The organism is Streptococcus pseudopneumoniae (assembly GCF_001072925.1).
GTDB lineage: Bacteria > Bacillota > Bacilli > Lactobacillales > Streptococcaceae > Streptococcus > Streptococcus pseudopneumoniae_Q.
Map to the genome: position 1 here is coordinate 1 of NZ_JVHE01000045.1, position 3266 is coordinate 3266.

The 3266-nt window shown below is 36.1% G+C and carries 3 protein-coding genes; 1 reads left to right on the top strand and 2 read right to left on the bottom strand.

Annotation, left to right across the window (positions count from 1 at the left end; genetic code table 11):
* Positions 1-284: 284 nt before the first annotated feature.
* On the bottom strand, positions 285-1430 hold the full coding sequence (locus tag ADH81_RS01985) for a low temperature requirement protein A (RefSeq protein WP_049526125.1): 1146 nt from the start codon (positions 1428-1430) through the stop codon (positions 285-287).
* A gap of 303 nt (positions 1431-1733) precedes the next feature.
* A complete protein-coding gene (locus ADH81_RS01990; protein WP_049526126.1) occupies positions 1734-2576 on the bottom strand; it encodes an aldo/keto reductase in 843 nt (280 codons plus the stop codon).
* Positions 2577-2630: 54 nt separating this feature from the next.
* Here ADH81_RS01990 and ADH81_RS01995 point away from each other — a divergent pair, with 54 nt between their 5' ends.
* The gene (locus ADH81_RS01995) at positions 2631-3020 is read left to right on the top strand and encodes a T6SS immunity protein Tdi1 domain-containing protein (protein ID WP_080979261.1); all 390 of its coding nucleotides are present in this window, start codon (positions 2631-2633) and stop codon (positions 3018-3020) included.
* Positions 3021-3266 lie beyond the last annotated feature (246 nt).

Here is a 3266-nt window from a genome sequence, read left to right on the forward strand (position 1 = left end):
TTTCATATTGAAAATAAACAAAAATGTTGAAATATAGCTGATTTTAGGGAAATACTTTTAGGTGTTTTCAATGTCAGGATTTAAAAATGGGGCAAAAGTGGGGCAAAAACGAATGACTCACATTTGGTTTGAAAACCTATAATACCTAATGATTATGCCATACTAGATATATAGTGTTGTTATAAATAAATGTCAGTGCGAGTTCAAATCGGAGGATAAAATGGAAAAACAAATTAATGAAAAAAAAGCCTTGGTTCCCAAAGCTTTTTAATGTTATAAACTCATTAAAATATCCCCCAGTTAGATTTGGAATATTTTTTATTCTGTGTCATATAAAAATAAATAAAATGAATGGCTATAGCTAGAGCTAAAATGGTTGCAATACTCAACACTGTTATAGGATTAGAAGCGAAAAGCAAAGAGAGAATCAAGGCAGCCAGATAGAGTGTCGCTTGAGCACAGTAGTAACTTCTCGGATAGCGAAGATAGTTTTTGTTATAGGGCCCATTTGCTAGGACAGCAGCTTGGAAGAGGCCAATTCCGATATAAAAGAAGCTGATTGCAACGAGAAGATTAGCCTCGGGATTCAGGAGATAACCCATCGAAACTGTCATCAACATAAGCCCGATGAAAATAGGATAGTGACTATAAATTACAAATAATCCCTTTTGACTAGATCCTTCATCAATAGCATGGTCAAATTCGCCAAAATAAAACAAGAACAGGGAAAGCATGATAACGAAATTGAGAACCGAATAAATCGAGAAATTCTCGACTGTAAAGAAGCTAGCTAGCCCAACAACCATCTCTCCAAACGTAATAATCACAAGAAGGGAGACGCGCTCGATTAAATGGGGAAGATTTACCTGGAAATGCTCATCTTTAGTAATCAAGAAAATTGGCACAATAAATGTTAGCAGAATACTAGCAATAAAGATATAGACTCCAACGTAAATAGGAAAAAGAGCTGCCAGATAGACTCCTAAACTTCCTAGACCTGTTAACCATAGAAAACCTTTGATACTTTCCCGATCAGTATTATCGGTTGATTTTCTAAAAAATTCAACCAAATATTGAAAAAATAAGGTAAGGGTCAATGTACCAACAGCCCAACAGGTATAATAGAACCATTGTTGCCAATTGTATCCAATCATATTGGACATAAAGAGCATAAGTCCCATGTTGATAAACATGATTACCATGTTAAATAACGAGTTTGTTCCATAGCGATTGGTATAAATGGTTTGAATCATCCAGGAATTGATGATAACCATGACAGAGATGAAGAAATCAAGTAAAGAATCCCAAGCCACAACACCGCTATGAAGAGGGTGAATTAAAGCAGTTGCTTTTGAAATTGCAAAAACAAAAACTAAGTCATAAAAAAGTTCTGAAAATTCTACACGTTTATGTTTAATAAGAGTTGTCATCTTAAGTCCTTTCTATTCTAGAAGTACAATTTATTATAACAGAAAATGGTAATGAGAGAAAAGGATATGCTTAAATAATTTCATGTGGCGCGAATTGTCAAAATCTTGGAGCACATTTACCTCACGTACCAGATTACAGGCGGTGTGTTTGGTGATTGATAATGAAGTACGTGTATTCTGAGGCAAAAGATTTCGAGACTCCATTACGTAACTCCCATCTATAAATAAAAAATGATAGTTTCATCATAGCAAATCTAAAGAAACACGCTAAAAAGCAACCCTGACGAGTTGCTTAAAATCCTATTAAAAATTAACTGTGTCAGGATCATTCTGAGTTTTGGTGCCTTGAATCTTATCCAAGACTGCCATATCTTCCTCTGATAAGTCGAAGTCGAAGATATCCAAGTTAGCTTTTACATTTTTAGGTGTCACAGACTTAGGAAGTGGCAAGAAACCTTTTTGGAGGCTCCAACGCAGAGCAACTTGTGCCACAGATTTACCGTTACGTTCGGCCACTGCTTCAACATCTTCATTTCCAAAAATGCTACCTGTACCTAGTGGACTATAGGCTTCAAGAAGGATATCGCGCTCTTGGCAATAGTCAACTAAGTCTTCTTGGTCACAACCTGGAGCCAAGAGGATTTGATTGACATGTGGAACAATTTTAGCTGTTTCAAAAAGAGCTTCTAGGTGATGTTGCATAAAGTTTGACACACCGATAGCACGCACCTTACCTTCTTTGTAGGCTTCTTCCATAGCCTTCCATGCACCCGCATTGCCAGCCTTCCAAGCATCATTCTCACGAAGCGCCTTTGGATTAGGCCAATGGATAAGCAAAAGATCCAAATAATCCACACCAAGTCTTTCGAGAGACTCATCGATAGAAGTCTTAGCCAACTCGTAATCGTGCTTATCATTCCAAAGTTTGGTAGTTAGGAAAATATCCTCACGTGCCAAATTACTATCAGCAATCGCCTTACCTACAGAAACCTCGTTACCGTAAATTTGTGCGGTATCAATATGTGTGTAACCCGCCTTAAGTGCGAAGCTAACGCTGTTATAGGCTTCTTCGCCTTCAGCAATTTGCCAAGTTCCAAAACCAATTTTAGGAATAGTAACCCCATTTGCAAGTGTATATGTTTCCATGATTTTCACCTTATCTTTTTTTAATAGTACTATCTTAAAAAAGATAAGACAAAAATGCAAAGATTTACTACGGCTATTATTATGAATAGTTCCTTACTTCTTTTTCCGCTGTTCGTAACAGCATTTGGAGATATTATTACTTGGGAAGAGAATGAATTTGTTGGTATTGTAAAATACAATATTCAAGACTGCGACATTATTATTAAGAGCCTGAAATATTTTCTTCAGTATTTAGATAACTCATATGTGACTGATAACTTTGAATTGGATTTATATAGACAGGCTGTGTTAAAACATGGTCCCTTGTCTTATAACCAATGTTTCGGTTTTGTTCCTTTACTAGCCTTGGGAGGCGTAAAAGATGTGGATCATATGGATAAGGTAAAAACCTTGGAACACATTTACCTCATGTACCAACTCACAGGCGGAGTGTTTGACGATTGATAAAAAAGAACCACCCTCGCGGTGGTTTTTTCGATGAAAACGAGATGTTAGATAAATAGCGAGTCTTTGATGAGAGTCGCTTATTTTGTGAATATAAACTTTTTGGTACAAAAAACAAAATGACAAGCAAAAAAGCCTTATAAATCAAGGCTTTTTCCTGTTGTTTAGATGCCCCCTACATGGATTTGTAAGAACTTTTCATATTGAAAATAAACAAAAATGTTGAAATATAGCTGATTTTAGGGA

Excerpts from the sequence above, each read along its gene's own strand:
- ADH81_RS01990 (WP_049526126.1), bottom strand. The coding sequence starts at position 2,576 with ATGGAAACATATACACTTGCAAATGGGGTTACTATTCCTAAAATTGGT.
- ADH81_RS01995 (WP_080979261.1), top strand. The coding sequence starts at position 2,631 with ATGCAAAGATTTACTACGGCTATTATTATGAATAGTTCCTTACTTCTT.
- ADH81_RS01985 (WP_049526125.1), bottom strand. The coding sequence starts at position 1,430 with ATGACAACTCTTATTAAACATAAACGTGTAGAATTTTCAGAACTTTTT.